Below are 21,695 nucleotides of genomic sequence, written 5' to 3' on the forward strand. Positions count from 1 at the left end.
CCTTCGTCGTGCTCGCGAGCAGGTCGGCGTTCCCGTCGAACTGCCGCCGGTCGGGCGCGCCCCGCTCGGGGCAGACACTCGGTGGCCCAAATCCTGTATTCGCCACACAGGGGACAGAAGCGGCCCCTGGCCGGCGGTGACGCCGGCCAGGGGCCCTCCTATGTGATCAGCCTACGGTCAGTCGTTGTCCGACGACGGGATGTAGGCGCCCGGCACCTGGTCCGGGGTGACGATCTTGGACTCACCCGGGTAGGGCTTCGCCCAGTCGTGCGCCTCGTACCACGAGAAGTGGTTCATCTGCTCGGGGTTGGCGGAGTCGGGCCTGGCGTTGGGTCCGGTGAACGCCTGCTGCGACTTCCAGGCCCCCCACTTCGCCGCCACCTGCTGCTCGGCCGCCGGCACCTTCGCCGTCGGCGCGGGCGCGGCGTTCGCGTCCTGCGGCGCCGGGACGTCCGCACCACAGGTCGGCAGCTTCGTGCCCGACAGACCCAGGGTCAGCGAGGTGCGGTTCGGCAGGGCGCTGAACGGCGTGTAGTCGGGCTTGTTGGTGAAGGCCCCGGTCATCGGGGTGGCCGCGGTGTCCTTCTGGTTCATCGGCTGGACCCCGAGGATCTGCTCGATGGTGCGGATCATGTTGATCTGCGTGTAGTAGCGGCTGTCGACCTTGCCGTGCTGGGCCCAGGGGCTGATGACCTGGATCGGGGCACGGTGGCCGTCGACGTGGTCGGTGCCGGCCTGGGAGTCGTCCTCGACCACGAAGATCGCGGAGTCCTTCCAGTACTTGCTGTGCGAGATCTCGTCAACGATCTGGCCGACGGCGAGGTCGTTGTCGGCGACCTGAGCGGCTCCGTTCACCGGACCACCGGTGTGGTCGCTGGAGAGCCAGAACATGTTCAGGTTCGCCGGGCCGTTCTTCTCGAAGTCCTGCTTCCAGATCTCGGCGCGGTAGATGTCCGGGACGCTGGTGTCGAACTTCGGGAAGCCGTGGACCGACACGTCGTTGAGCGACGGGATCGGCGAGGACGAGTCCAGGGTGTAGCCGGTGCTCGCCCCGGTCGCCTGCATGTTCTTGGTGTCGCAGTACAGGTTCTGCCAGGTGGCGCCCGACGGCTTGGTCAGGAACTGCTGGAACTCACCGAAGTCCCGCACGGACTTGCCCACCGCCTGCGTACCGGACCAGATGAAGCCGGTCCGCTGGTGGCCGAGAGCGTCGTCCTCGGTGTCGTAGCTGCGCAGGTACTCGCCGGCCGAAGACTCGGTGTACTCCGGGTTGTCGGCCTGCATCAGCCAGTTGTGACCCTCGGCGGAGTTGGTGCCGATGTCGTAGGTGTTGTCGTACAGGCCGAACTGCTCAGCCAGCGCGTGCTGGTTCGGCGTCACGTTCTCGCCGTACTGGGCCAGCGCCGGGGCGCCGTTGCCCTGCGGCATGTCACCGAAGACCTGGTCGTAGGTCCGGTTCTCCTTGACCAGCAGGAAGACGTGCTTGATGGTCGACGGGTCGCCGAGACGCTTCGGGATCGCCTCGGCCTTCTGCTTGTTGCCGTGCGCCTCCTTCAGGTCGTTGTTGCCCCAGCCGTTCTGCTCGAAGACCGTGTCCGTGTACTTGGCGATCGCCTTGTCGGTCGGCAGCTTGAACCGCGTCAGGCTCGACGTCGTGTCGTGGGTGCCGTGCCCGGCCGCGGTGGTGGGGCGGCGGGCGTCGATACCACGGGTGTTGGAGACGACCACGTCGTCGCCCACGGTGGTGATCTCCGCGGGGAAGTAGTCCGTCGGGAGCAGGCCGACGTAGCTGACCGGCTCCTGCGGGCTCTTGTACCGGTAGACGGCGACCGCGTTGGCGCGGCCGAGCGTCACCAGCAGGTGACCGTCGTCGGTGAGCGTCACCGCGTCGGGCTCGTAGCCGACCGAGGCCTCCGGCCACGGCTGGGTGGCGATGGTCTGGACGACCTTGTCCTTGCGGGTGTCGATGACCGACACGTCGTTGGTGGCGGTGTTGGTGACGAACACCGCGCCGTTCTTGGCGTAGACGGCGGTCGGGTGCAGACCGACGTCGATGCTGCTCGGGGCGGCAGCCGGGTTCGCCAGGTCGATGACGCTGACCGTGCCGGTGGTGGTGGCACCGGTGTTCGGGTCGGCCGGCACCTGAGTGCCGTACGAGTTGATGGTGGTCTCGCCGGCCTTGGCCGGGCGGCCACCCTCGTTGCTGACGTACAGCTTGTTGCCGACCTGGACCATGCCGCGCGGGGCGTTGCCCACGGCCCAGCTCTGCTTGATGGCGCCGGTCGCCGCGTCGAGCGCGACCACGCGGTTCTGGCCGTTGACCGCCGAGTACACGGTGGAGCCGTCGGCCGAGAAGACCGCCGCGGCCGACAGCGCGTGCTTGGAGCCGTCAGCGGCGATCTTGATGTCGACCGGGTTGGTGACGCTGCCGTCCGCGTTCACGTCGAGCCGGGTGTAGCCGTCGGTCCGGCCCAGCCACAGGTGCTTGCCATCGGGCGAGTACGTGGGGCCTTCCTGGCCCACGTCGGTGCCGCTGAGGCGCGGGGTCGACGACGCGGAGTTGCTGACGACCTGCTGCACCGTGTAGGTCTTCAGGTCGACGATCGCGAGCGCCGCACCACCGTCGGTGACCGCGGCCGCGAGGTGGGTGCCGTCCGGGCTGACCGTGGACGACATGATCTTGCCGTTGTTGATGACGAGGCGGTCACCGATCGGCTTGACGTACTGGGCGTCGGAGACGACCAGGCCCTTGTCGGTGGTCTGGCCGACCTGGTCGGTGCCGAACACGGTCGTGTTGGCGTAGGCGATGCCCCCGCCGGCGACAACCAGAGCGGCGGTGGCGGCCGCGAGGAGGTTGACCCGGCGGCCGGTGGGCCGGGTGAAGAGTCCGCTACGGTCCTTCGTGACGCGCTGACGCGTGACTTGCATGAATCTATTCCTTCGACGTGCTTGCGAGCAGGTCGACGTTCCCGTCGAACTGCCACAGGGGGTTGGGCGCGTCCCCGATCGGGGTGCGCACCTGGAAGTAGCCGTTCACCTCCTTAGGTCCGTCTCCGTCGGCGACGTACCGCCCGTCTGCGGTGACGTCGAGCTGGTAGATGGCGTTGCCCACGGCCGTCGTGCCGGGGAGGTGCCAAGAGACGACGCACCGCCAGTCGTTGCCCGGTCCTTCGTCGAGGACCCGGGAGTCGCCCTTGTCGCAGGACGCGGTGGCCTGCAGTTGGGCCTCGGTGACGTCAGGGCGATTGAGCTCCTGTGTCTGCAGCCGGTAGAGGTGGGCGAACGCCGTGGCGAGCGAGTTCTGCAGCTTGCTCTGCTCGATTCCCGAGCCCGTGGCCGGGGTCGCTCCGGCGATCACGCCGACGCTGAGGGCGACCACTGCGACCAGCGGCAGGACCGCAGCCACGAGGATGCGCCGGCCCGACCCGTCGTACGCGAGGTTGGTGAAGTCGCGGCGCAGGAACAGGCGGTAGGCGAGCACGGTGGCGAGGATCGCCCATACGAGGCTCACCGCGAGGCCGATGAGGATGGGGCCCGTCTGCGCCGGGCTGGTGAACAGCCCGCGCCAGGCGAGGAAGGCGTGGCTCGGCAGGGCCAGCTGCACGGCCACCGGCAGCGGGAGGAGCTGTGCGAGTTGCAGCACGAAGGCCAGCAGTGCGGGCAGCAGCAGCCCCATCGGAGAGCGGCCCAGAAGGACCGAGCCGAGGAGGCCGACCGCGGCGAACGTCAGCGTCGGCGCCAACGCGCAGGCCCACGCGAGCAGGACCGTGCCGGCCGCGTCCGCCGGGGCGAGGCTGTGGCCGTCCATGCCGATAAGCGGATGGTTGCCGACCGCGGCCAGGCCGCCGGCGATGCCCGACGCGGTCAGTCCGGCCACGAGCAGCAGGATCACGGTGAGGCTGGCAAGGGTCTTCGCCACGAAGATCCGCCGTGGGGAGCGCACCGCCACCATGAGATGGCGCCAGGTGCCGAGCCGGTCCTCGATGGCGAAGACGTCGCCGGCGACCAGCGATGTCAGCAGCGGAAGCGCCCAGGTGCACGAGAAGTCCAGCACGACCAGCGACCCCGCCCAGCCGGTCGCGTTCATCCAGCGGCCGAAGACCGTGTCGGCAGGCAGCGAGGTCTGCAGGCTCACCGCGGCCACGAAGGCCGCCGGGGCGATCCAGCAGGCGAGCAGCAGCAGGCGGATCCGCCACTGGGAGAGGAGCTTGACCAGCTCGAACCGGTAGCCGTGCATCACGGGCGCCGGCCGGGCGCCGGCCCGGGGTTCGGTGATGGTCGCGGTCATCGCTGGTCCTCCTGGTCGGTCTGCGCGAGTACGGTGCCGGTCCCGGTCAGGGCAAGGAACGCGGCCTCGAGCGGCGGCACCACAGGCCCCAGCTCTCGCAGCGCCACGCCCGCTTGCACGAGCCGCACGACCAGTTCGTCGAGGGCCGGCACCGGCCCGCGGACGACGACGTCGGCGCCCGGCCCTTGGCCGGAGTCGCGGCCGGGCACGACACGGAGGTCGGGTGTCTCCGACGCCAGCCGGTGGGCGGTCGCCGGGTCGGAGGTGACCAGCCGGTAGTCGAGCTCGCCGCTCTCGGCGGCGAGCTTGCTCAACGGGCCGGAGAACACGATCCGCCCGGTGGCGAGGATCGTGACCTCGGAGCACAGCGCGGCGAGGTCGTCCATCCGGTGGCTGGACAGGACCACCGCGGTTCCGCCCGCGGCGAGTTCGGTGATCACGCGGTGCACGTGGTGCTTGCCGGCGGGGTCCAGGCCGTTGGACGGCTCGTCGAGGACGAGCAGTCGCGGCTTGGTGAGCAGCGCGGCGGCCAGCCCGAGCCGCTGGCGCATCCCCAGGGAGAAGCCCCGGACGCGGTCGTCGGCGACGTCGGTGAGCCCGACCTGCTCCAGCGCGTCGTCGACGTTGCCGGTGCCCCCGGCGTCGTACCGGCGCAGGGAGGCCAGGGCCGTGAGGTTCTGTCGAGCGGTGAGCGAGGGATAGAGGCCGGGGCCGTCCACGAAGCCCGCGACACCCTCGGGTACGGCGAGCGTCCGCCCGACCGTAGTGCCCAGGATCTCGAGGCTGCCGCTGTCCGCGACCGCCAGGCCTAACAGCAGACCGAGGAGCGTCGTCTTGCCCGCGCCGTTCGGGCCGACCAGGCCGTGGACCTGCCCGCTCCCCACGTCGAGGTCGATGCCGTTGAGCGCGACGACGTCACCGAAGGACTTCGTGATCCCGCGACCCCGGACTGCGGGGCTCGTGTCCATGTCGGTCTCCCTTGGCTTGATCTGCAGCACAAAGGAACCTAGAGATCGCGGCTTGCCTCAGTAAGGCGCCAAGTCAAACGTTGGGCAAATCCCACTTATCTTATCGTTATTCCATTTAACCGGGCGCTAACCTTTCTAACCTGGCAATTACCTAATAAACAGAGCGATTGTGTGATTGCGCAGGTCAGCGCGTTTGCGCCCTTGCACACTACGGTTAACGGAGATGGTGCTCGTCGTGACGGCCGAGTGGCTGCACGCGAGCCCGGGCGTCGTACGGCAGGTCTGTGCCGAGGTTCAGCAGGGCGAGCCAGGCGCTGCCGCGGGCGGCGTCGTCGGTGCGGGGCTTCGCGAGTCGTACGGCGAGCACGGTGGATCCGAACGGGTCCCGGACGACCATGCGGCGGCCGTTCCGGGTGCGGCGGCGACGGCCTTCCGGGCGGCGAGGGCGCGGGTGTAGCAGTCTCCTCGCTGCCGCATGGGACGGCGAGACATTCAGCCCGTGAAATGGGCGAGGGTTGCGCAATCGGAAATGAGTTGGTCAGAGTCGGCCCGTTAGGCACAACAGCTTCGGTCGGCGCGGGTCAAATGGCCGCGAGTTTCTGCGAATTGGGCCGGTATCAATGGATCGCCATAACTAAATTCTTTTGATTAATTCTCTTCTGAATCCCTCTGCGGTTGCCCTTGGAGGGCCTTGAGATGGGGCGAGTGCGTTGACTCCGGGTAGGGCCGGCGCGGCATACGCCAAGATCGGGAAGGAAGCCAGAACCTACGCCCTCACCCCCGATCAGGTCGCCTCGGCTCAAGACACTCCGATCTTCGCCGTGGGTGGAGATCCTGAGTGACAGGTTCCGGGTCCGGCCTGACGACAAACCGGAGCAGTTGGCGCAAGATCTTTTCATCGATAATCCGGCGACTGCATTGCCGGACTTGCTCGAGGCCGCCCAACGCGACCTGCTCGGTTTCATGCATGTCGCGGAAACCTGGGCCTTGCAGGTCGTCCCCGATCACGCGTCCGCTCTGATGGAGCGGCTCGACGAATGCTTCGATGTCCGTTCTGCACCTAGGATCCTCGCTGAATGGGATCCCCGCTGGACGGGATCTCCGCTGGATGATCACGTCCGCAGCCGGGCCGGCCTACTGCCGTGGTGGGAACCGCAGGCGAGGCGATCGTGGCAGGCGGAGGCGTATTACGGAGAACGGCACAGGGGTGATTTTTGGTACGCGCTGACCTCGTCCGTACGGCCACTGCACTGCTCTTTTCGCTGGCCCTCGTCAGCGGATGCGGCAGCGATGTGGTGGACTCCTCGGGTAGCAGGAGCGCCGCGAATCGGCCGACGCATTCGACGATCCAGCGGGACAAGAAGCCCATACTGGAACGATTTCCGAAGCTTGGGAACGTCACTGACATCGAATGGGACGAGGTTCCGCTCGGCTCGGCCTCCTCGCGCATACCCGGTCCCACCGACTACCGCGTCTCCGGCGTGGCACATTTCGCTAAGGAGGACGTCCGGCGACTCCAGCAGGACTACGACTGGGCGCCGGCCAAGAAGCCGCCGGCCGTCGTGGAGAGCATCGCGCCATTCGTGCCAAAGGGGGCGGCCTGGAAGGTGAACAAAGAGTTCACCTCCGAGGTCACCGGCGACATCTACACGGCGAGGTTCCATTTCGATCCCCAAGGCGGGATGATCGTCTTCGACATAGAGATTTCATAGGTCGCGTCTTCCTGAACGCCAGCTGAAGGCTTGTCCCGAGTCGTTGGCGGACGGGGTGATCGCCCGCTACCTCGGCCATTTGCGGCGAGCAACTATGAGCAGGCCCTTGATGATCGCCCCGGAGCTGGAGAGCTCTCGCCGAAGGGCAAATCCGTCGATATCCCCGCTACGCTGCCGTACGCTTCTCGAGCCGCCGCGTTCAAATGCTGAATGGGAGTTCAGGCCAACGCTCGTGCGTTCGGTTTCCCGGTGGGGTGAGCCGGTTCGAGTCCGGTAGTTCGCGGCGGCGCGGTGCTGCGAGCGGCGAGTGTGTTGGTTATGGCGTAGCTGATCTTGGGGCAGGTCCGGTTTCGATGGCGGTCGTACTACGGCCTGATCGCATCGATGCCGTTTCAAGGAGTCACCATGGCCCGCCCCCGCACCGCCGCCAGGACCGTGGAGCACCCCGACCTGTCGGAGGTTTCGCTGCAGCAGGTCCTGGAGGCGTTGGTGGATCCGGTCCGGCGCATGGTGGTGTCCCAGCTGGCCCGTGCGGGCGAGGACAAGAACTGCGGCACCTTCGACGCGCCGGTGTCGGTCTCGACGCTCACCCACCACCTCAACGTGCTGCGCGAGCCGGCGTGATCCGGCAGTACTACAGGGGGACAGCGAAGATGAACACGCTGCGCACGGATGAGATGGAAGGGCAGTTCCCCGGCTTGCTGTCGGCCGTGGTGGCCGCATCCGCCGCGGAGCCCGAGACGGGCGCGGCCTGAGGTAGCACGGTGGACGCCGCTCGCCGGCCGATGAAGCACATATTTCGATGGCGATCAAAATTTGACGTCTATCGAACCTTGGGTGCAATGTGGGCGTGAGCACCGAGCTGATTCGGTGCGCTTCCCCGATCCCCGCCCCTAGGACGGATACGCCATGGCAAGACTTGTACAGTTCGACCGGCTCGGCGGCCCTGAGGTCCTGACCCTCCGCGACATGGAGGTGGGCGCTCCGGGAGCTGGAGAGGTGCAGATCCGCGTCGATGCGATCGGCCTGAACCGGGCCGAAATCATGTACCGCGAGGGCGTCTACTTCGACAAGCCGGTCTTCCCCTCCAGGCTCGGCTACGAGGCGGCAGGTGTGGTCGAGGCGGTCGGCGAGGGAGTGGGCGGCTTCGCCGAGGGCGACCTGGTCGCTGTCGTGCCAGCGTTCCGGCAGAGCAAGTACGGCACCTACGGCGACCACGTCATCGTTCCTGCCGCCGCCGTCGTTCCCCGCCCGGCAGACGTCGACCCCGTGCAGGCCGCCGCCGTGTGGATGGCCTACATCACCGCTTACGGACCCCTCGTCGAGTCCGGCCAGGTGCGTCCTGGCGACTATGTCCTGATCACTGCGGCCTCCAGTAGCGTCGGGCTGGCCGCCATCCAGATCGCCCGCCACATCGGCGCGATCCCCGTCGCCACCACGCGCGGCGCCGGCAAGAAGCAGCGCCTCCTGGACGCCGGCGCTGCCCATGTCATCGCCACCGACGAGGAGGACCTTCCTGCCCGCGTCAAGGAGATCACCGGCGGCGAAGGCGTGCGCCTGGCCTTCGACCCGATCGCCGGCCCCGGCGTCGAGACCATCGCCCAGGGCATCGCCCCCGGCGGCAGCCTGGTCGTCTACGGCGCTCTCGACCCTCGCCCCACCCCGCTGCCCAACGCGCACTCCTACCCGGAACTGACCAGCAGCACCTACAGCATGAGGGCGATCACCACGAACCCCGAACGCCTGCGCCGCGCCGTCGCCTTCGTCAACGCGGGGCTCGCCTCGGGATCCTTCACCCCGATCATCGACCGCACCTTCGACCTCGCGGACATCGCCGAGGCCCACCGCTACATGGAGGCCAACGGCCAGGTCGGCAAGATCGTCGTCACCGTCGCCCACGACGACGTGACGTCGTGAACCGGCCTGATGCGAACGCCGGGCCGTCCGTGGAGAGGTCCACGCGCCTGACCAAGACCGCCATCAACGATGGCTACCTCGACAGCTGACCCGCGTGCGCCCGCCGGACCGACGCGACTCTCCGGCGGGCACACCACCGCGCTTGCTCACGGAGGAGTCGCGCCATGCCGAGCATCGCCGGTCACTCGGTCGGCAACTGTCCTCATCGGCCTGAGCAGCGCCCTACCACCTGATATCGAGGGACCTATGGACACCCGCACTGTTCGCCAGACGCACGTCACGCTGCCCCAGTTCGATGATGACCTCACCGAGGTCGCGTCACTGGACGAGGATGACCGGCTCGTCGAGTTCACCTACGGCGGTGCACGTCTGCGCGAGCTGTCCCTGTCGGGGATCAACCTCATGGGCGGTCGCATCACCGACGTCTCCACGCGGCGGGCGCAGCTGGACAACCTGCACCTCAACTCGGTGGAGCTGTCCGGATGTGACCTGTCCGGCCTGCACTGGTCGGACAGCAAGCTGAGTCGTGTCGTCTTCACCGACTGCAAGCTTCTCGGGGCTGCCCTGGACGGCATCGTCCTCGACGACGTGATTTTCGACCTGTGCAAGCTCGACTACGCAACGCTTACCCATGTCCCTGCCGCGGGCCCGGTCATCTTCTCGTCCTGCTCGCTGAGGGAGACGGCATTCACCGCGCCGGACCTCAGCGGCGCGGCCTTCGACGGCTGCGAGATGCACGCAACGGAGTTCAACGGTGGTTCCTACCGTGACTGCGATCTCCGTGGCAACGACCTCAGGAGCATACGCGGGGTCGCCTCGCTCAAGAAGGTCATCGTCAGCCAGCCCCAACTCCAGGACCTTGCCCAGGCGCTCGCCGCCGAGCTGGAGGTCACCTTCGGCGAGGACTAGCCCGTCCCCGGCCTGTCGACTTGGAGACCATCGTGGGCTTACGCATGCTGTTTGACCAGTTCGACGACATTCAGGGCCGCATCGATACCAGCGGCGTCGGCCAAGCCGGCGACGCCTCTGCCTCAACTTCGGCCCCGGGACCCGCTACCTGATGTCGGTGACCGGTACATCACGGAGATCTGCCGTACGCTGCGTTGCGGCTTCGACCGGTGCTGCGTTGCTCGTAGTCGGCTCCGCAAACGCTGTCTGCCTCGGCAGACATCGACGCCTGGGCCATGGTCTTCACCATGGATCGCAACAGATCCGGATCCCCGGCCTCGATCTGCCTCGCGAGCCACGCGGCAGGGTCCACACTGTCGTTCACGGCCATCGCTTTCTTCTCCTTCGATCTTGATGTCGCAATCACGAAGGATCACGCGATGGCCGTACTCATTTCACGACGCCACGCCTCTATCAGCGGAAACTCTTACACCACACCTGTGGACGCGACCGCGGCGTCATGGACGTGATGCGAGTCAACTGGGACGAGCCGTCGCATGTGCAGACAGGCATTCGGGTCTCGTCTGCAGAGGAGTTGACCGCGACCCTGGATCGGCTCGTCGGGTCAGCGGCAGCGGAGATCCCAACCTGGGTCCGTGCTGTCGAAGATCTCGACGATGAACGACCCCGGCCGGCCGTTGTCGAATCGGCTTGAATGCTTGGGGCTCACGGCCCGGATTCGTCTCCTGCCTGGAGGTGGTGAAGCAGGTTAGATGAGAGCGGAGACGAGCTGCCTTGTGGTTTCGGCGATCAGGGATTCTTTAGGCGGGGTGTCGTATCCGGATCGGTCGGACATGATGGCCACCACGAGCGGGGCGGAGTGGGGCGGCCACACGATGGCGATGTCGTTGGCCCTGCCGTAGTCGCCGGTTCCGGTCTTATCAGCCACCGTCCATCCCTTGGGAAGCCCGGCCCGGATGCGTTTGGCGCCGGTGGTGTTGCGTTCGAGCCAGTCTTTGAGCAGGGCGCGTTTGTCGGCGGTCAGCGCGTCACCAAGCACGAGCTTTTGGTAGTCGGCGGCGATGGCCCGGGGAGTGGTGGTGTCGTGCGGGTCCTGTGGGCGGTCTCTGTTCAACTCGGGCTCGTAGTGGTCCATGCGGCTGATGGTGTCTCCGAGTCCGCGCAGGTAGGCGGTCAACTGCGCCGGACCGCCGATGTCGCGCATCAGCAGGTTGCCGGCCGTGCCGTCGCTGTAGCGGATGGCGGCATCACACAGTTGCCTGATGGTCATTCCGGCCGCGATGTGATCTTTGGTGATCGGCGAGATGGAGTTGACGTCGGCCCCGGTGTAGGTGACGCGCTTGTCCAGGTGACCGAGTGGGTTTCGGTGCAAGACCGCCGCCGCGGCGAGTGTCTTGAAGGTGGAGCAGAACGCGAAACGCTCGTCCGCGCGATAGGCCACCGTGGCGCCGGTACCGGTTGCCAGGGCGTACACGCCCAGACGGGCACCGTGCTTGCGTTCGAGCGCCGCGAACCGCGAACTGTCCAGGGAATTGGCGGGGCTGCGAACCGGCGTCGGGGTGCTGGCTGAGCGGCGAACCGGAGCCGGGGATGCCCCGGGGGCTGAGCGACCACCAGCGTCGCACCCCGCCAGCGGCAGGAGAACTGCGGCTACCAGCAAGGCACGGCGAGACGGGCCGGACTGCTCAAAAGACATTTGGTAGGTACCCGCTTCATTTGCCCGGAGCTCTACGCGATCACGGACCTCAAGCTAACGCACACCACCGACATCCGCTCGAACCACAGCCGATCTCCCGGCCGACCGTCGCCCCGTTCCCTCGCCGGAGATCGCAACGGCCCTGCGCTCGCTCGAAGCGGCTTCGTTGCCGTTGACGGCGCTGGAGGATGCCAAGAATGCCGGACTAAGGACGGCCGGCTCTTTCGCACGAGTACGGGCGGCGTGATCGCCGGCTCGGCGTACGCCAAGATCTGGAAGCAAGCCAGGACCTACGCGTTCACACCTGATCAGATTGCCTCGCCACTTGCGGCGAGGCCGTACGACCTGCGCCACGCGGCCGTGTCCCTCTGGCTTCAACGCCCATCGATGCACTTGGCGTAGACCCTGAGCATCACGTCCAGGGCGTGACCGGCGGATTTCTCGCCCCAGGTCTCGGATCGCTCCTGGACCCTGGGGCGTTCTGCGGGTGGAGTCTCATCCCGCAGAGGTCTACGAACCGCAACACGACCTGCGGAAACGTGACCAGCATCATCCCGTGAACGGCGACAAACCGCGGCTCTCGGTGACCTACGGCTGCATCCCAGCGAAATCACGATCAAGAGAGAAACCACAGCTCAGGCGACTATCCCTGATCAAACTGAGTAGGGCGGGTGGGACTTGAACCCACGACCCACGGATTATGAGTCCGATGCTCTGACCGGCTGAGCTACCGCCCCGCAATGGAGGAGTCTCTCACAACTTAGACCCTCCGTGGATCGTCCCAACGGAGGATCCCGAGTGATCGTCATCGGATCCGTGGATGCAGCCTTCGTCCTCAATAGTGCGCTGACGGCCCGGACGGCCCGCAGCACGGCTTGGCCGTACGGGAGAACGCGTGCCGATCATCGAATCGGAAACACCTGGCGCGGGCCATCGGCCGGCCAGGCGGGTGCCGCGGTGAAGGTTCAGCCTGGGTGATCGACGCCAAGAACGCCCCATCGCACGGCCTGTACGGCGTATGCCTGGGCGTTATGTGGCAAATGCTCGGGTACGGCATGAAATGACTCTTGCAGTTAATCCGGGAGGTTTGCTGTGGGGAGACAACGGTTTCGCTTCGCGGCGGCAGGTGTCTTCCTGACTTTCCTCTCCGGGGTGACCGCATGCGGCGCGAGGCAGGACGGCGCCGACGCTCCGATGGGGGCGGTGGGCACGGTCCGGGACGGTTTCAAGATCGGCCTGCTGCTTCCGGAGCGGGGGGCCGTGCGCTACGAGAACTACGATCGGCCCTTCATCACCGCCGCCATCGCCTCGCTGTGCCCTCGCTGCGAGGTCGTCTACGCCAACGCCGACCGCGACCACGCGCGCCAGCAGCGGCAGATCGACGCGATGCTGCTCGACGGGGTCAAGGTCTTCATCCTCGACGCCGTCGACGTGCGGAAGATCGCCTCGTCGGTCGCCAAGGCGAAGATCCTCGGGGCCAAGGTCGTCGCCTATGATCGGCTGGCCCGCGGCCCGATCGACGCCTACACGTCGTACGACAACGTCGAGATCGGCAGGATGCAGGCGCGGGCGCTGCTCGATGCGCTCAAAGCGGGGGGCGACCTCCGGCGCGGGTCCATCGTGATGATCAACGCGTCGCCCGCCGACCCCGCCGCGGGCGACGTCAAGGCGGGCGCCCATGCCGTGCTGGACGGGCAGGTGACGATCGGCAGGGAGTACGACATCCCCACGAGGAACGCAGAGATGGCCGCCGCGGCCGCCGCGCACGCGTTCGCCGTCCTCGGCGCGAACGAGGTCATCGGCGTCTATGTGGCCGACGACGGCATGGCGGCCGGGGTGGACGCGGCCATGCGCGAGGCACGCGTACGGCCGGGCCTGCCCCTGACCGGGCAGGACGCGGAGGTCGCGGCCCTGCGGCGGGTCGTGCTCGGCAGGCAGACGATGACGGTCTACAAGCCGATCAAGCCGGAGGCGCGCAACGCGGCCCGCCTGGCCGTCGACGTCGGCACGGGCAAGGTCGTGTACGGCACGGCCATGGTGGACAACGGGACCACGGTGTCGATTCCAGCTGTGATCATCCCGCCGGTCCTGGTCACGGGAGCCAACATCGCCCAGGCCCTCGTCAAGGACGGCCTGCTGACGCTCGCGCAGGCCGGGCTGGCGGCCGGGCCGGCCCGAGGCCCCATGGGACCGCGCCCGAGCCCGCAGCCGTCACCGCAGGCCGAACCGTCTCCTCCGCCGCCTGCCGGGGGCGTCACTCGCTGACCGGGTGATCCGGTTCGCTCTTGGAGGGCCCGGGTGCGGCCGACGCAGGCGTTCCCAATCTTGGATTCCGTAGAGGAGCATGTGAGGCTCGAATGCATGGACGAAGTCGTCGGCCGGGAAGCGTTGCGGATCATGGAGGAGGTGTTGTGCGTAGTCCAGGCGGCGCCGCATGACACGTCCTGGACGGCCTATGAGAGCTGGGAGGCTGCTGTCGCAGACCTTCGCGACCACGTTGAGAGGCTTCGGCGGGATGATCTGACCAGGCTGTCCGACCTTCGATTGCTGTTCGCTCCTACTGCAAGCTTGCAGGAGCTCGCCATAAGCAACGGGTGGACCGGACATTACATGTCGTTGGCGGAGCGATTCGACGGACTCTCCCTTGGCTGATCGTGACCTGTGTCCCGCCTGATCAGGCACGGAGACCGGCTACCCCAGGCCGGCCTCCTCTCGCCTCGCCTGTCCCGCGGATCACGTTTTGGGGATGCGCTCCAGAGCCACCAGGGGGATCTCGCGTGGAGCCGCGGACTTCTCGTGGTCGAGCAGGAACGGGTGCATCTCGGTGGCCGTCGCCCACAGCCGCTCCCGCTCCGCGCCCGCGGTCACCGTCGCGGTGGCGGTATAGACCTCCGGTCCGATCTCGACGGTGACCTTCGGCTCGGCGAGAAGGTTGTGCAGCCACTGCGGGTGGGCGGGGGCGCCGGCAGCGGAGGCGAACACCACGAGCCGCTCGTCGTCCCGCATGAACATCAGCGGCGTGGTGTGAGGTTTGCCCGTACGGCGCCCGCGCGTGGTCAGAAGGAGCAGCGGCCGTCCCTCGAAAGGGCCGCCGCCCTCATGAGCCCGGAAATCGTCGATCGTCTTCCTGTTGATCTCACGGATGTCGTCCATGGCGGCATACTGACCCGGATTCCTGCCGCCATGTGTCAGGTAGGGCCTGCTTTTACGCGTTCCCCACGGCTTATGCGTTCGACGCGGCTTATGCGTTCCACACGGCGCCGACGGACTCGGCGAGCACGTCGGCCTGGGCCCGGCCCGCCTTGAACGCAGGACCCCAGAGGGCGGGGTCGAGGACGTTGCCGCCGAACACGGCCAGGGTCGCCTCGTCCGGTTGGACCACGAGCGTTCTGGCGGCGCCGACGGCGAGCAGTTCGGCTTCCAGCTTCGCACGGGGGGACATGGCGCCCAGCGGCTCCAGCACTACGACGACGCCGGCTCCTGACGCCAGGTCGGCGTTGGTGGGGGAACGCACACCGCCGTCGACGTAGTGCTCTCCCGCGATCTCGACGGGCGGGTAGACCATCGGGACCGCGCAGCTGGACGCGACGGCGAGCACCAGCGGGACGCCGGAGTCCCTGTCCCAGACGACGAACTCGCCGGTCGAGGCGTTCACGGTGGTGATCAGGAGCTCGCGGCCAGGCCACTCCTTGACCGGAAGCCGGTCGCCGATCCTCTCGATCCGGGCCGTCGCGGGTCCGGTGGGCGCCGCGAGGGCCATCTGGCCGACCCTGCGCCGCGCCTCCTGCGGGTCCAGGCTCGGGTTGAACAGGATGGCGAACGCCGCCATCACGGCCTCGGACTCCACCGTCGGCGCGGGCCCCGAGTCGACGGCCACCTGATGGGTGACGGCGGCCTCCAGGTCGGCGCCGGTCGCGATGAGCGTGCCCGTGACCGAGCCCGCGGAGGTTCCGATGATCCTGTCGGCGGTGCCGAGGTCCACCTCACGCTCACGCAGGCCGGCGACGACCCCTGCCTCCCAGGCGATTCCGGCGACGCCTCCGCCGCCGAGCACCAGTGCACTTGTCATAGCCCGATTATGTGTGCCGAGATCACCGTGAAAAGGGTGATCAACCTGTGAGTTCCGTGATGGCGGCCGTGAACGGCTCGGTGTGCAGATCGACGTCTTCGGTGGTCGTCGACGGGGACATCAAGGCCATGTTGTGGAACGGCGGCCCCGACCCTTGGGTGATCATGCAGAAGCTCGGGGAGTGCCCGGCCGACGTGGGCCAACCCACGCCGTGATCATGCAGAAGTTCGGTCATGTGGCCCTGGCCTGCGCCGACTCCCGTCGTGATCATGCAGAAGTTCGCTTCCGGCCCGGCTGACCTGCGCGTTTCATTTTCGTGATCACGCAATCGGGTCGTACGGCACGCTGCCACGGCCTGGAAGCCTCTGCATGATCACGGTTGTCGTTCGCCCATGTCAGATTTGACCTGGGCGAACTTCTGCATGATCACGTACAGCGTCTGCCCAGGTGGAACGCGCACTCCTCGAACTTCTGCATGATCACGGTGAGGAAAGGGGCAGGTGGCGAAACACATCGCCGAACTTCTGCATGATCACGGCGAGGGTTGGCCCACGTCGGCCCGGTACTTCCCGAGCTTCTGCATGATCACCACCAGGAGGGATCACGCGCGGAAGAAGTGGGGTCATTATCCTTTGTGTACATAGGGGGTGAGCCGTATGGCGACGGCCGACGAGCACGTTGACGCGGGGAAAAGCGCTCTACGAGGAGAGATGGGCTTTCTCGATCGCATCCGGTCAACCCCGGCGGGGCGGCTGACCCTGAAGATCGTGGTAGGCGTGATCGGCGCAGCCATGATCGTCGCCGGACTGATCATGGTGCCCTTCCCCGGCCCCGGCTGGCTGGTGGTCTTCGCCGGCCTGGCCGTGCTCGCGACCGAGTTCGCGTGGGCGTCGAAGCTCCTGGCGGTGGTCAAGGAGAAGGTCCTGGCGGCCACCGACTGGCTCAAACGGCAGAACTGGTTCGTCCGCATCCTGTCGGCCACGCTGACCCTGATCATCGCGGCCGCCATCGTCTGGGCGACGCTGAAGTTCACCGTCGGCCTCGACCTGATCGAGCAGGGTCGCGCGCTGGTCACCAGGCCGGGCGTGTAGGAGCCCGGCTCAGCCGGCCGCGAGGGCCAGGCGCCGTACGGCCAGCTCGGTGAAGAGTCCGGCGCCGTCCGACAACACGGCATCGTCGAACATCGCCTCGGGGGAGTGGTTGGCGGCGGCCTGCGACGGGTCGCGCTCGGGCGGGCACGCCCCCACGAGCAGGAACGCCCCCGGCACCTCCTGCAGGACGTACGAGAAGTCCTCCGAGCCTGGCGTCGCGTGCGGCAATGGGAAGAAGCTTCCCTGGCCGAGGGTCTCCTGCACCGTCTGCGCGGCGAAGTCGGCCTCGGTCTGGTCGTTGACCGTCACCGGATAGCCGATGCCGAACTCGCAGGTCACCGTCAGCCCGTGGGCTTCGCCGATGCCTCGCGCGAGCCGTACGAGGCTGTCCCTGATGCGGTCGCGGGACGCGGCGGAGAAGGTGCGGACCGTCGTCTCGAACCTGGCCTCGTCGGGGATGACGTTGTCGGCCGTGCCGGCGTGGAAGCTGCCCACCGTGACCACCACCGGGTCGAACACGTCGAATGCGCGGGTCACGTGGGTCTGCATCGCGGTCACGATCTCACACGCGGCCGGGATGGGGTCGAGTGCGCCGTGAGGGCTGGACCCGTGGCCGCCGCGTCCGCGCACGGTGACCGACAACGTGTCGGCCGCCGCCATGACGGGCCCGCCCTTGGTGAGCACCAGCCCGTGCGGGATCGTCATGGAGAAGACGTGCATCGCGTAGGCCGCGATCGGCCGGGAGCCGGACGCCTCGAGCACGCCCTCCTCAATCATGATCTTGGCGCCTTCCTGCCCCTCCTCGCCGGGCTGGAACATGAAGACCACGTCTCCGGCGAGGTCGTCGCGCCTGGCCGCGAGCAGGTCGGCGGCGCCGGCCAGCATCGTCATGTGCATGTCGTGGCCGCAGGCGTGCATCCGCCCGTCGATCACCGACCGGTACGGAACGTCGGCGGTCTCGTGCACGGGCAAGGCGTCCATGTCGGCCCGGAGCAGCACCGTCGGCCCGGGCCGTCCGCCTCGCAACACGGCGGTGATCGACGACAGCCGCTCTCCGGTGGTGATCTCCAAGGGAAGGCCGTCGAGAGCGGCCAGCACCTTCTCCTGCGTGAACGGGAGGTGGAGTCCGAGCTCGGGCTCGCGGTGTAAGGCATGACGGAGCTGGACCAGTTCATCCTGGAGAGTCATCGCACATCCTTGTCGAGGGCGGGGGGCCTGCCGCATCGTCACCCTAGTGCGCCGTGAATCACCGGGAAATCACACATGGCCGGACGGCGAAGGGTGATGAAACCCCCCTCGCCCGCCGGCCGTGTGCATGCCGCGCCCGGGCGTCAGGCGACGCCCTGCAGCCGTGTGATCGGCCGCCGCGACAGCCGGAACGGCCGCGGCCGCTCCGGACTCCGCGGAGGTTCGAGCACGAGCTTTTCCGCCGTGTCCGGGACCAGGCGCAGGTCATGGGTGATCAGGATGGTCGTGCGCCCGGCCATCAGCCGGCGCAGCGGCTCCATGATCCGCTGCGCGGTCGGCTCGTCGAGCCCGGTCAGGGGTTCGTCGAGAACCAGCACGGGAGTGTCGCGCAGGATCGCCCGCGCGATGGCGATCCGCTGCCGCTGCCCGCCCGACAGCAGCCGCCCGCGCTGGCCGACGGGCGTGTCGTACCCCTGCGGCAGCGCCCGGATGAAGTCGTGCGCTCCGGCCTCCACCGCTGCCCTGACGATGTCCGCCCGGTCCGCCCGGTCCGCCCGGTCCGCACCCGGCCTGCCGTAGGCGATGTTGTCGCCCACGGTGCCCGAGAACAGGAGGTTCTCCTGCTGCAGCAGCGTGACGTGCTCGCGCAGCGTGTGGAACGGCATCTCGCCGATGTCGACGCCGTCGAGCAGGATGCGGCCGCCTGTGGGGTCGTAGAAGCGCAGCAGCAGCTTGGCCACCGTCGACTTGCCTACGCCGCTCGGCCCGGTGCACACGATGAGCTCGCCCGGCGACGCGGTGAACGACAGCCCGCTCAGCGTCGGCCGGCTCCTGTTCGGATAGGTGAAGTCGACGTCGCGGAACTCGACGAGACCCCGGCCGGGCGACGCGAGGCCGGACGACGGAGCGCTCGCCACCGGTACGGCCGCGCCCGGCCGTTCGGCGACGGCGGGCGGGGTGTCGAGCACCTCGATGATGCGGTCGGACCCGGCGGCGGCCTCCGACACCGTGAGCGCGGTCTCCCCGAGCCCCCGCACGGTCGGATACAGGTAGGCCAGGTAGGCGGCGAAGGCCAGCAGCCCGCCCAGCGTGAGCCGTCCTGACGCGATCTCCCACGCGCCGACCCCGATGATGGTGAGCAGGCAGCCCGTCTCCACCACCTGTACGGCCGGGCCGTACAGGGCCGACAGCCGCGCCTGTGCGAGATTGGCGAGCAGCCAGCCGCGCCCGGCGGCGTGCAGCCGCTCGGACTCGGTCTCCTGCCTGTTGTGCGCCTGGACCAGCGCCTGGTTGGACAACGCCTCCTCGATGGCGCTGTTCATCACGCCGTTGTTGAGGCGCTCACGCGCGGCCGCCTTCCTGAAGCGCCCGGTGAAGCCCTTGGACACGAGCACGAACGCGGGGATCAGTGCGAACGTCACCAGCGCGAGGTCCCAGCGCAGGAACACCGCGGCCGTGGCGAAGAAGACCACGCTGATCAGGGCCGTGATCAGCCGGATGAGACCGGAGACCACCAGTTCCTCGATGGCCTCGATGTCGTCGGTGAGCCTGGCCATGATGTCGCCGAGCCGCCGGTTGTCGAAGAAGTCGGGCGTCAGTGTCTGCAAGTGGTCGAAGACGCCGTCGCGCAGGCGCAGCAGGAAGCGCTCGCCGCCGACCGCGGCGGCGTATGCGCTCGCGAACGACGCCCCGGCGGCCACGGCGGCGAGGGCGATCCAGGCCGCCGCGGGTCTCCAGAACGCGCCGAGATCCCCGCTGCCGAGGACCTCGTCGGTGATGCGCCCGAACAGGCTGATGGCCACGACCTCGCAGGCCGTGGCAACGATGGCGGCGACCACGCCGACGACGAAGAACCGGCGCAGGCCCCGGGTGTAAGGCCAGAAGCGCCGCAGGCTCTTGCGGATCGGGGCGAGCGGGGCGACGTCCGCGGCATCGGACCCCGCGCGACCCGGCGGGAATGGGGGGAGCCGGCGGGTGACCCGCCGGCTCCCTTCTACTTGTGGCAGGGAACTCACCACCAGCACCGGCGCCTGCAGCGCCACCGCCGGCGACAGCCGCACCTCCGCCAGCCACCCCAGCTACTGGTGCTGCTCCCCGTGGGGAAGAGGGTGCTAATGCTCATCGATCCCTCCCTTGTCAGTTTTTCACGAGGTCTGACAAACGGGACATTACCCCCGATAACGTCACAAATCGCCGGGAAAGTGCCGATTGGCGCTGGTTTTTAGCCATTCCTTCCCGAAGGGCGATCTCGTCGGCCGCAGAAAGCGCCGGGAATGTACCTCGTCACTGGTTTAGGGCCCGGTCGCCAAAGCGAAGATCAAAGCGCTTTCAGGACTGGCTCGGTAATTTCGCGTCGAACGTCGGCACGGCACGGGCCGCCCTGGCCGGAAAGCCCGGCGCACACGGGCATTCACGTGATCGGCCTGAGCGGGTGTGACTCCAGCCAGGGCCCCTCCGGCGTACGGCGGGGCCGTCCCGGGTGGCGGGCGGGAGGGAGACGGATGGGCCGCCGGCATGAGACCCGGGTGTGCGGGGTGCGAAGACGAGGGCATTTCCGCACCTGCTCGAGAGGGCGGAGAGCCGCCATTCAGAAACCGTACGGAATTCCGTTCGGTTTTAGCGCTTCACCACGGGAGACCCGCCGCGGACGGTATTCATGACGAGCCGGAACCCGAATTCCAGAAGTGTGATTCTGGAGGAACGAGCAGTCGGCGTCGCGGGACCGCGAGGGGAACGGTTACAGGTACAGGCCCGTGCCGTGGTCGGTCTGCTGCGTCGCGACGGCGTGCAGGTCACGCTCCCGCATGACGAGGTAGACCTGGCCTTGCACCTCGACCTCGTCCTGCTCCTCGGGGTTGAACAGCACCTTGTCGCCGGCCTTGACGGCGCGCACGCTGGAACCCGCGCCGCAGACCTCGCCCCAGACGAGCCGGTTGGCCATCTTGACGGTGGCGGGGATGACGATGCCCGCGCTGCTGCGGCGTTCCTCGGTGTCCGGCTCCACCTTGACCATGACGCGGTCGTGGAGCATCTGGATCTCGAACTTCGGGTCGGGCACGGTGGAAGTTTACGCGTGCGGCGTGCGACTCCGGTCATCGCCGGCCGGCGCCGGGCCGGTGGGACGGGGTCAGCCGCGTCCCATGGCGAGGTCGTAGCCGGTGCCCGAATGCCGGTAGACGCGGCCGGTTCCCCATGACAGGACCTGGAACTTGACGTGCACGCTGTTGGACCGCGCGCCGGTGAGCCCGGCCATCATCTTCTCCGACAGGTCGACGATCGCCGGGATGTCGTGTTGCGCGACCGCCCATTCCGCCGGGCCGAAGTCCTGCACGACGCCGACGGCGCTCCTGCCCTCGTAGGAGATGCGCACCCTGGTGCCGAGCGGCCAGTAGGGGCTCGCGATCGTCTCGTAGCTCATCGGCAGCCCTGACGCGGTCCCGGAGTCCCAGAAGGAGGTGGCCGTCGCCGTACCGGACGGCAGGTGCGGGGCCGGTGACGGGGCGGCCTGCGCGGGAGACGGCGCGGGAGACGGTGAGGCGGCCGACGCGGCGGGATAGGGGAGGGGAGACATGATCATGGCCTGGGCGGCCGGTGTGGTGGCGGCGCAGGCCGCCACAGTGAAAAACGCCGTGAGAAACGCCGAGAGAAACGCGGTGAGGGAAGCGGAGAGGGACGCGGTGAGGAACGCCTGACACGTTCGCTTGTGCATGGGGGTCCTTTCGCTGCGATCGCACCCGCGGGGGAGCGGGCGCCGTCGCGGAAGGCCTCCGTTAGGTCGGCGGATGCGGCGCGGCGCGTGGGCACTGCGGCCCAGGCGCGGCGTGCGTGTGATCGGGCGGGGGCGACACGTTCCCGTG

Annotated in this window: 19 protein-coding genes, 1 tRNA gene and 1 pseudogene; 9 read left to right on the forward strand and 12 right to left on the reverse strand. The window is 68.0% G+C overall.

Features of this window, described 5'->3' with window-relative positions:
- Positions 1 to 177: 177 nt before the first annotated feature.
- From Pth03_RS18305 to Pth03_RS18315, 3 genes are read right to left on the reverse strand one after another with little or no spacing between them, the layout of a single operon-like run.
- Entirely contained in the window at positions 178 to 2,928 is a 2,751-nt protein-coding gene (locus Pth03_RS18305; RefSeq protein WP_203945509.1) for a bifunctional YncE family protein/alkaline phosphatase family protein, read from the reverse strand.
- 4 nt (positions 2,929 to 2,932) lie between these two features.
- The gene (locus tag Pth03_RS18310) at positions 2,933 to 4,288 is read right to left on the reverse strand and encodes an ABC-2 transporter permease family protein (RefSeq protein ID WP_203945510.1); all 1,356 of its coding nucleotides are present in this window, start codon (positions 4,286 to 4,288) and stop codon (positions 2,933 to 2,935) included.
- The gene (locus tag Pth03_RS18315) at positions 4,285 to 5,256 is read right to left on the reverse strand and encodes an ABC transporter ATP-binding protein (protein WP_203945511.1); all 972 of its coding nucleotides are present in this window, start codon (positions 5,254 to 5,256) and stop codon (positions 4,285 to 4,287) included. The genes Pth03_RS18310 and Pth03_RS18315 overlap by 4 nt, the downstream gene beginning before the upstream one ends.
- A 223-nt stretch (positions 5,257 to 5,479) precedes the next feature.
- Between Pth03_RS18315 and Pth03_RS18320 the strand changes: the two genes are divergently transcribed.
- The 5 genes from Pth03_RS18320 (at position 5,480) to Pth03_RS18340 (ending at position 9,794) form a co-directional block, all read left to right on the forward strand.
- Complete coding sequence (locus Pth03_RS18320; protein WP_203945512.1) at positions 5,480 to 5,713, forward strand: hypothetical protein; 234 nt, start codon at positions 5,480 to 5,482, stop codon at positions 5,711 to 5,713.
- Between the two features lie 757 nt (positions 5,714 to 6,470).
- On the forward strand, positions 6,471 to 6,968 hold the full coding sequence (locus Pth03_RS18325; protein ID WP_203945513.1) for a hypothetical protein: 498 nt from the start codon (positions 6,471 to 6,473) through the stop codon (positions 6,966 to 6,968).
- Positions 6,969 to 7,373: 405 nt separating this feature from the next.
- Positions 7,374 to 7,592: an ArsR/SmtB family transcription factor gene (locus tag Pth03_RS42370; protein ID WP_308442362.1), complete on the forward strand. Its 219-nt coding sequence runs from the start codon at positions 7,374 to 7,376 to the stop codon at positions 7,590 to 7,592.
- 285 nt (positions 7,593 to 7,877) lie between these two features.
- Entirely contained in the window at positions 7,878 to 8,885 is a 1,008-nt protein-coding gene (locus tag Pth03_RS18335; RefSeq protein ID WP_203945514.1) for a zinc-dependent alcohol dehydrogenase family protein, read from the forward strand.
- Between the two features lie 246 nt (positions 8,886 to 9,131).
- Entirely contained in the window at positions 9,132 to 9,794 is a 663-nt protein-coding gene (locus tag Pth03_RS18340; protein ID WP_203945515.1) for a pentapeptide repeat-containing protein, read from the forward strand.
- Between the two features lie 178 nt (positions 9,795 to 9,972).
- Here the strand turns inward: Pth03_RS18340 and Pth03_RS18345 are convergent.
- From Pth03_RS18345 to Pth03_RS18355, 3 genes and pseudogenes are all read right to left on the reverse strand, one after another.
- Positions 9,973 to 10,164: pseudogene (locus tag Pth03_RS18345) on the reverse strand (transposase); the annotation flags it as partial.
- A gap of 378 nt (positions 10,165 to 10,542) precedes the next feature.
- Positions 10,543 to 11,490 carry a class A beta-lactamase gene (gene bla / locus Pth03_RS18350; RefSeq protein WP_275413134.1) on the reverse strand — a complete coding sequence of 316 codons (948 nt, stop codon included), beginning with the start codon at positions 11,488 to 11,490 and terminating at the stop codon, positions 10,543 to 10,545.
- A 663-nt stretch (positions 11,491 to 12,153) separates the two neighbouring features.
- A tRNA-Ile gene (locus Pth03_RS18355) sits at positions 12,154 to 12,227 on the reverse strand.
- Between the two features lie 415 nt (positions 12,228 to 12,642).
- Between Pth03_RS18355 and Pth03_RS18360 the strand changes: the two genes are divergently transcribed.
- Both Pth03_RS18360 and Pth03_RS18365 read left to right on the forward strand, forming a co-directional pair.
- Complete coding sequence (locus Pth03_RS18360; RefSeq protein ID WP_239119141.1) at positions 12,643 to 13,755, forward strand: substrate-binding domain-containing protein; 1,113 nt, start codon at positions 12,643 to 12,645, stop codon at positions 13,753 to 13,755.
- Between the two features lie 96 nt (positions 13,756 to 13,851).
- Positions 13,852 to 14,142, forward strand: coding sequence for a hypothetical protein (locus tag Pth03_RS18365; protein WP_203945518.1), 291 nt, complete (start codon positions 13,852 to 13,854; stop codon positions 14,140 to 14,142).
- 81 nt (positions 14,143 to 14,223) lie between these two features.
- On the opposite strand, the gene Pth03_RS18370 is transcribed toward Pth03_RS18365, so the two are convergent.
- Positions 14,224 to 14,643, reverse strand: a complete 420-nt coding sequence (locus Pth03_RS18370; RefSeq protein WP_203945519.1) for a nitroreductase/quinone reductase family protein — start codon at positions 14,641 to 14,643, stop codon at positions 14,224 to 14,226.
- 88 nt (positions 14,644 to 14,731) lie between these two features.
- On the reverse strand, positions 14,732 to 15,559 hold the full coding sequence (locus Pth03_RS18375) for a patatin-like phospholipase family protein (RefSeq protein WP_203945520.1): 828 nt from the start codon (positions 15,557 to 15,559) through the stop codon (positions 14,732 to 14,734).
- Positions 15,560 to 15,606: 47 nt separating this feature from the next.
- Between Pth03_RS18375 and Pth03_RS18380 the strand changes: the two genes are divergently transcribed.
- Positions 15,607 to 15,774, forward strand: coding sequence for a hypothetical protein (locus Pth03_RS18380; RefSeq protein WP_203945521.1), 168 nt, complete (start codon positions 15,607 to 15,609; stop codon positions 15,772 to 15,774).
- A 495-nt stretch (positions 15,775 to 16,269) separates the two neighbouring features.
- Complete coding sequence (locus Pth03_RS18385) at positions 16,270 to 16,650, forward strand: TIGR02611 family protein (protein WP_239119142.1); 381 nt, start codon at positions 16,270 to 16,272, stop codon at positions 16,648 to 16,650.
- Between the two features lie 9 nt (positions 16,651 to 16,659).
- On the opposite strand, the gene Pth03_RS18390 is transcribed toward Pth03_RS18385, so the two are convergent.
- The 4 genes from Pth03_RS18390 to Pth03_RS18405 all read right to left on the reverse strand — a co-directional run bounded on the left by Pth03_RS18390 (position 16,660) and on the right by Pth03_RS18405 (position 21,547).
- Entirely contained in the window at positions 16,660 to 17,838 is a 1,179-nt protein-coding gene (locus Pth03_RS18390) for a M20 metallopeptidase family protein (RefSeq protein ID WP_203945523.1), read from the reverse strand.
- Between the two features lie 143 nt (positions 17,839 to 17,981).
- Entirely contained in the window at positions 17,982 to 19,898 is a 1,917-nt protein-coding gene (locus Pth03_RS18395) for an ABC transporter ATP-binding protein (protein ID WP_203945524.1), read from the reverse strand.
- Between the two features lie 677 nt (positions 19,899 to 20,575).
- On the reverse strand, positions 20,576 to 20,896 hold the full coding sequence (locus tag Pth03_RS18400; protein ID WP_203945525.1) for a GroES family chaperonin: 321 nt from the start codon (positions 20,894 to 20,896) through the stop codon (positions 20,576 to 20,578).
- Between the two features lie 69 nt (positions 20,897 to 20,965).
- Positions 20,966 to 21,547 carry an RlpA-like double-psi beta-barrel domain-containing protein gene (locus Pth03_RS18405; protein ID WP_203945526.1) on the reverse strand — a complete coding sequence of 194 codons (582 nt, stop codon included), beginning with the start codon at positions 21,545 to 21,547 and terminating at the stop codon, positions 20,966 to 20,968.
- Between the last annotated feature and the right edge of the window lie 148 nt (positions 21,548 to 21,695).

Source organism: Planotetraspora thailandica, assembly GCF_016863335.1.
GTDB classification, from domain to species: domain Bacteria; phylum Actinomycetota; class Actinomycetes; order Streptosporangiales; family Streptosporangiaceae; genus Planotetraspora; species Planotetraspora thailandica.